Source organism: Nostoc sp. ChiVER01, from assembly GCF_034531155.1.
GTDB lineage: Bacteria > Cyanobacteriota > Cyanobacteriia > Cyanobacteriales > Nostocaceae > Nostoc.
Genome location: NZ_JAVRBS010000062.1, coordinates 1 through 6,207, shown reverse-complemented (window position 1 = coordinate 6,207; position 6,207 = coordinate 1). Strand labels below are relative to the sequence as shown.

At 40.8% G+C, this 6,207-nt stretch carries 7 protein-coding genes; all 7 read left to right on the top strand.

Translation table 11 applies throughout. The features are described from left to right. Positions 1-80 precede the first annotated feature (80 nt). Complete coding sequence (locus RMY00_RS35815; RefSeq protein ID WP_322652100.1) at positions 81-386, top strand: glucose-6-phosphate dehydrogenase; 306 nt, start codon at positions 81-83, stop codon at positions 384-386. A 38-nt stretch (positions 387-424) separates the two neighbouring features. Further along, the gene (locus RMY00_RS35810) at positions 425-3,304 is read left to right on the top strand and encodes a hypothetical protein (RefSeq protein WP_322652099.1); all 2,880 of its coding nucleotides are present in this window, start codon (positions 425-427) and stop codon (positions 3,302-3,304) included. A 5-nt stretch (positions 3,305-3,309) separates the two neighbouring features. Further along, positions 3,310-4,167, top strand: a complete 858-nt coding sequence (locus RMY00_RS35805) for a hypothetical protein (protein WP_322652098.1) — start codon at positions 3,310-3,312, stop codon at positions 4,165-4,167. A gap of 113 nt (positions 4,168-4,280) precedes the next feature. After that, positions 4,281-4,877, top strand: a complete 597-nt coding sequence (locus tag RMY00_RS35800) for a hypothetical protein (protein WP_322652097.1) — start codon at positions 4,281-4,283, stop codon at positions 4,875-4,877. 4 nt (positions 4,878-4,881) lie between these two features. Further along, positions 4,882-5,136, top strand: coding sequence for a hypothetical protein (locus RMY00_RS35795; protein WP_322652096.1), 255 nt, complete (start codon positions 4,882-4,884; stop codon positions 5,134-5,136). Then, the gene (locus RMY00_RS35790) at positions 5,133-5,627 is read left to right on the top strand and encodes a hypothetical protein (RefSeq protein ID WP_322652095.1); all 495 of its coding nucleotides are present in this window, start codon (positions 5,133-5,135) and stop codon (positions 5,625-5,627) included. The genes RMY00_RS35795 and RMY00_RS35790 overlap by 4 nt, the downstream gene beginning before the upstream one ends. Positions 5,628-5,629: 2 nt before the next feature. Next, positions 5,630-6,207: hypothetical protein (locus tag RMY00_RS35785; protein ID WP_322652094.1), on the top strand; the 578-nt coding region annotated here is incomplete at its 3' end.

Here is a 6,207-nt window from a genome sequence, read left to right as displayed (position 1 = left end):
TACATAAAACTGGAATATTTACACAATTTTTATTGCCCAATAAAACTGAAGAGTAACTAATTACAAATCTCTTCAAAAAAATGACGACTATTAATATCGCTACAGACATTCCTTCTCAAATTAATACCCTTGAACAGTTGAATGCGTGGACTGCTTACGCGCTGTTCGCCCTAAATCCAACCGTAACCGTGATTGAAGGTGTGGGCTACACCGAGCGTGCAGCACAGTGCAATAAGTTTTGGGTGGCAGCCGATGCCAAAAGTAGGTTAATTTCCCGTACATCACTGGAAGTATCGGCAGATGAATTAAGCGGGTCAGCAAAGCCTTGGATGTACGTGCAAACGTTAAGTAATACTGCCTTACCTACGTCATTTAAACAGAATTAATCAGAGTAAAAGAATTTTGTAAAAGATACTTAGTGGCTATGGCAGATGAAATAAATCCGAGACAATTTATCTCGCTAGATTACGCTAATGCTGACATGTATTCGGGGTTAACTACTGCCAAGCCTCCCACAGCAACACCGTTAAATCTTCCACTGGAAAATTTATCAGCAAAACCACCCTCTACCAATCAATCGGCATTAGAGCAAGCGTACAACAGAAACGAAGAGATTCGCAGGCAATCCTTATTTAAGGAACAACAGGAAGCGCAAACTCAAAGAGAACAAGCACTTCGAGAGCGAGAAATAGCGCGAAATCAAGCCTTACAAAGTACTCGCAACAGCCCGGTAGAACAACCAGTAGTGTCTGGGCGTGACTATGAAAAAAGATACTCACCACCTACTACTACAGACACTCAACAGGCACTACCATCAACGGGTTCCCCGCCTCCAACAGCCAAGGGTACAGCAGCAAGAGCTAATGCATTAATTGAACCAACAGCAACCCCAGCACCCGCAGCGCTTGCAGAAGCTGTACCCGTAGTTGCTACAGGCGGCATACTCTCTCAATTACCCCGTGCTTTACCACAAGCTGCGGGTAGATTAGCTGTGCCTGGTGTCATAGGCGGTATAGATTTTGCAAACCGTGTAGTTCAGGGACAGTCAGTAGGACATGCTGCTACTAGCGCTGTTGCTGCACAAGTAGGTTTTGTTGGCGGATTTGCGCTCGGTAGTGCTGTCGGTGGGCCACTACTAGGATATGCATTAGGTGCTGTTGGGGGGATGGCTGCGGGTGCTATTGCAGATTCTTTTTTTCGCCCAACGCCATCACCAGCGACTACACCAGTAGAGCCGCCAAGTTATCCGCCGCTCGACCCCGGTCAGGTTACAAATGCTTTATACCGTGTGAAGTGGATAATGTACGATGATAACGGTAATCCGTATCAAGAATTAGACTCAAGATTTTTTGGTAAACTTGGCGCTGTGGAGTATCATGATACCTCGCCCCCAAGGGCTACCATACTTTGCAGTGGCAATTATTACGATAATCCTAACCCACAGCCCGGAACTACTTATTACTTCCCTTTCGCACCTGCGAGATTCCGGTGGACACTGGTAATATGCGAACAACTCACTGAAGGCATACCCGATCCACCAAAGATATACCCAGCACCGCCACCAGACAATCTACCCAATAATTACAATCCATCACCGATCGGGGACGACAACACCATCCCATCTGGCACACCGTCAACCCCAGGTAAAAGAGGTAAGACGCGAAATGTCGCACCGTCATTACCTAGTAACAATACCCCGAACGGTGCGGCGTTCTTCCCTGGTCACGGTGGCTTGGCTCCCTCTTTTCTTCCAAACCCAACTCAACAGCCATCTAACCTTGGTGGTCTTCTCCCTGCGATGTTACCGCAAGTGCAACCGCTACCCTTTGCCGAGCCAGACGACGTGCCATCGCCAAGGCAGTTTTCTGTAAGTGGCAATGGTTCGCAGGGTGCAATTAGTAGCGGTGGTAGCTTCCCCTTTGCTACGTTTCCAGAGTCCCCCAAGTTCCCCGAACCCGGCGTAAGATACGATTCACAAGGAAATGTATTGCCCACAGCTATAGACGGCGGTGAACCAAGTAGCTTTAAACCTACACCGTTAGACGTAAATCCTATTAAAGCTTCCGGCTTTGCTACAAGTACGCCCCAAACATCAAAAGCTGAACCAGTGCCAGATGCTGTATCACCAACCCCAAAAAATAATACAGCACCAATTTCAAAAACACCACAGGAAGCACAAGCTGATAAAACCGCTCAAACCATTGAACAGCAAAAGAAGGATTTTGACGATCAACTTGGAAAACTAACCTTCATTGCTACAACGATCGCAGCACTTACCCCAGCAATACAGGGTATACCAGATGCGATCGCAAAATCTCCTACTATAAAAGCTGCAAATAAAGAAACTATTCAAGGTGCTGTTTGTGAAATCGCTCAACCTACTGGTTGTCTTGGAGCGCCAATTAAAAAAGCAGAAGATGCCGCAAATCAAAATGCTAATAAGCTTGATGATATTGGGGATAAACTAAACGCACTTAACACAGCAGGGCAAGCAGTTGATTTAAGCTTGCTAAAAATTATTAACGATAAACTTGGCGATCAAGTTCCTGGTGGTATTAGTAAATTCATGGAAAATATCGCCAAAAATACTTATGTAGAAAAAGCTTTAAGCGTCCTAACTTTTGCTATTACACTTCACAATGCTCTAATGCTTTCAAATAATCTTGCCCAAACTTTAGGGGGGATTATTAATACTGTATTAGGGCTAATCTTGCCAAAGGGATTAGACGGAACTCCAATAAATATTGGTGAGATATTAGGTAAAGCTGCACATGAATTAATAGCAGATAGCATTGGAGAAGCGAACTATACAAAGCTTACTCAAGAATGGGCAATGGCTAATAGGATATACCAGGCATCTAGCAATGTTTTTAATGCCCTTACAAATGCTGTTAGTACCGTGGTTAATGCATTAGAAGTCATCGGTAGTCATACAGCGAAAATCGGTAATGCTCTCAAAAAATGGGGCGTACTTGGCGAACGAGCTTATGAATGGTTCCATCCAAATCCAAACTTTCACAATAAGTATTTCAATTTTCTGAACAATACTGAAACTGCTGCTAATACCATTCAAGCTGTGGTGCAAATCCCAGTAAGCATTGTTGATGCTAAAAACCAAATTGATAGTGCTAACGCCGAATTTAAATCGGCAATCAAAGGTGATAAAAATCCTGATGGTACGCCAAAAGAAAGTGGCATAGCTACCGAAGAGAATAAAGACAAGAAAGATGAATTCGATCTTGGTAAAACAATTAGTACTACTTTAGATGTCGCGCTTGATGACATATTTGATGCTGGAGATTAGCAAAAATGAATGATGCAATTGATAGTACAAGCTTGCCTGATGATTTTGACCCGTGGAAGCATCTACAAAAGCAATATAACCAGCAACATAATTTACTTGTTAGAAAATACTTTTCAGATCACGATGATAACTGGGTTCCAAATATCGGTGATCCTCGTAGTAGCTTGCGCGTAGCTTGCACAATGACAGACAGCGATAACGATGCTATTCGTAGTATGCGACATAATTTTTTTTATGACTTACTAGGATATGCCAGAAAGAATTTGCTTGTATACTATGGCTCTAGAGAAAGCATTGACCCGCCTGTTGAGGGACATCCAAAAATAGTATTTTACTTCTCTCAAGATTCTGAATCTGTGCCAGCTACACAAGATTATAAAGCTGATGCAGAATATAGTGTTAGGTTAATGACTTTAGAAAATACTTCTATTAATTTACATGAAAAATTAGTAGAAATAGCTAACGAAATTAAAACGCAGTTTGTTCATAATAAACAAGGAATTGTCCACGCTAAAGGCAACCTTTGTGTTAGCTATAAAGACCCAAAACATGGGTTTCCTAATGGCTCAAAAATTTTATCTAACAATGAAGCAGACGGTATAAGTATTTATCAAAAAATTTGCAATGTAGTTGACGTACCATTTGATGAATTAAAAATAAATGTTGGCAACCCTAAAAAACCCAGCACTACGGGAACGGTTACAGAAACTCAAGTAATTATGGGAAAAACACGTAAAAAAAGAGCTTATCGCAGAGTAGTAAACATCCAATTTCGGTATGCTTACGCACTTATCCCAGGTGAGCCACAACCAGTATTCTTAATAGATACAACTCAGAGATATAAGCCCTTAGTTAAAATTTAAAATAAAAATAAACCACGCTAAAAACAAGGGAAATATAATATATCTCCGAAAAACAAACCACGCTAAAACTGTTGCTATGGTTGTGTTTCAACCAAATTTTAAAAAAAAGCAAAATGGCTTACAAAGATATTAGTCGTGGGGTACGTCTAGCTGCCGATCACGCTAAATACATGACGTGGTTAGAAAAAGATACAGCAGGCAGACAGTCAGCGTATGCAGCTATTACAAACCCTGCCAACAGAGTAAAAACCGAACGAGTTCCTGGCTATATTATTCCATTTGATCAGAATGGATCTGGACTTGTTTATCTTCCTGCCAGATTAATATCAGCTACTCAAAATGGCAGAGGTTCAGCCCTTGCCACAACCATAAAGGGAATAGTTGATGAATTTACTTTCAGCACTACCGAAGTTGCAGCCTTAACAACTCCTGACGTTCTTGATAATGTTAAGAAATTCAAGTTTGCTAAACTTACGGTTATTCAACGGGTGCAAACAGCTACTACCAAAGAAGCTTCGCGAATTACAGGCAGACAATATTACAGACATGAAAATGATTCTGTTACTACTCATTTTGGAAAAAAAGTGGCTGCTGATACCTACGATAGTGTAGTTACAGCTATTAAAGAGAAAACTGCATTTAATGGATTATTTACTGGTAGTGAGAATGCTTTAGCTAGCAAATATCGCTTTGTCCCAGAAGGTGTATAAATAAATGTCAATTGCTTCTGATAATAATTTGCTGTGGATTCCGCCAGACATCGCCGATTTACTAACCGTGTCTGTTGATGGTCAAGCTGATGATTCTACTGTCCAAGGAATGCTGATTGTCAACGGTGCTGCTAGTCGGTGGTTGACCGGAAAAATGGATGATTACACCTACTTTGAATTGTTAGATCATTTTGGCATTGATCCATTAGGCTTTGTTGGAGAAGTCGAAGAACACATGGCGTTGTTAATGAGGCAATGACTCGTATTTTACAACTGGGTAACGCTGATAATTGGGAACAGATTTATCATACAACAGTTGCAGCTGTTACCCTAAATTCTAAAATCCATAATCCCATACCAGAAATTACAATCCCACTTCTTTTAGAAACTCACATTTTGGCTGTTTATGTCACAACTGATATTCCAGAAGGAAGAAAGTGGAATTTTGCTGGTTTTCTGAATCAAAAATTTGAATTGGGATTAACAGTTGGGGGCACTCCTGAAGCTGATGAACTTTCAAGACGTAAGCTTTGGCTTAATAGAATTAAGTTAGTTGTCTTTCCCAGGCTAACTGCTACATACAGCATTACTTTTGGTGTTCCTGAGTGGTTCAAAAATGTCAATGTCACAGTTTGGCAATATGTTGGGGCGGATTACGATTCTGTTGAACAATTTTTGACATCAGATATACAACCAGCATTAGCACGAATTGAACAGAAAATTGATGATATTTCTAACTATGGCTCTTAACAATGACTTGGCTGACTTTGGGAACTTTTGAGCTAAATAAAAACTGGTTGATTGTGCCCTCTGCTGGAGAAGTTTTTCGAGTCAAGCATAGTCTGAGTAAGCAATACGATGGCAAGTATTTAAAAGCCGTTATCGCCAAGGCTTTTAATCAAGATAGCGAAATTAATATCTACAACCCTCAAAGACTTAGTTACAGATTAAGTGAAACTGAAGTTTTCTATTTTCCTAAAGATGTCGTTGGAGAGGGTTTAGGCTTTTTACGGCTCGATGATACTGATGTAATTTGGTCAATTCATGTTCAGGTTTATCAAGAAAATATGTTTTACTCTTCCACGAATAAACAGCAAGCCACTAATGCTCAACCAGCTAATGATGTTAGCGTGACCACTTCTAAAACTTTAATTGTTAATGAAAAAGCAGATGGCAGTCGGCATTCATGCTTATTTACAAATACAGGGCCTTCAACAGCTTATTTTAAATACGTGCCAATCGGGACTGATTATGCTGCCAATACCGTGATTGTTTCTGCCAGTAACTATGATTTTACGCTTGCTCCTAGTGAGAAGTTTTTAGATGATAA

What these genes read in the sequence shown, in the direction of transcription:
- RMY00_RS35810 (WP_322652099.1), top strand. Translation starts at nt 425, where the DNA reads ATGGCAGATGAAATAAATCCGAGACAATTTATCTCGCTAGATTACGCT.
- RMY00_RS35790 (WP_322652095.1), top strand. Translation starts at nt 5,133, where the DNA reads ATGACTCGTATTTTACAACTGGGTAACGCTGATAATTGGGAACAGATT.
- RMY00_RS35805 (WP_322652098.1), top strand. Translation starts at nt 3,310, where the DNA reads ATGAATGATGCAATTGATAGTACAAGCTTGCCTGATGATTTTGACCCG.
- RMY00_RS35815 (WP_322652100.1), top strand. Translation starts at nt 81, where the DNA reads ATGACGACTATTAATATCGCTACAGACATTCCTTCTCAAATTAATACC.
- RMY00_RS35795 (WP_322652096.1), top strand. Translation starts at nt 4,882, where the DNA reads ATGTCAATTGCTTCTGATAATAATTTGCTGTGGATTCCGCCAGACATC.
- RMY00_RS35800 (WP_322652097.1), top strand. Translation starts at nt 4,281, where the DNA reads ATGGCTTACAAAGATATTAGTCGTGGGGTACGTCTAGCTGCCGATCAC.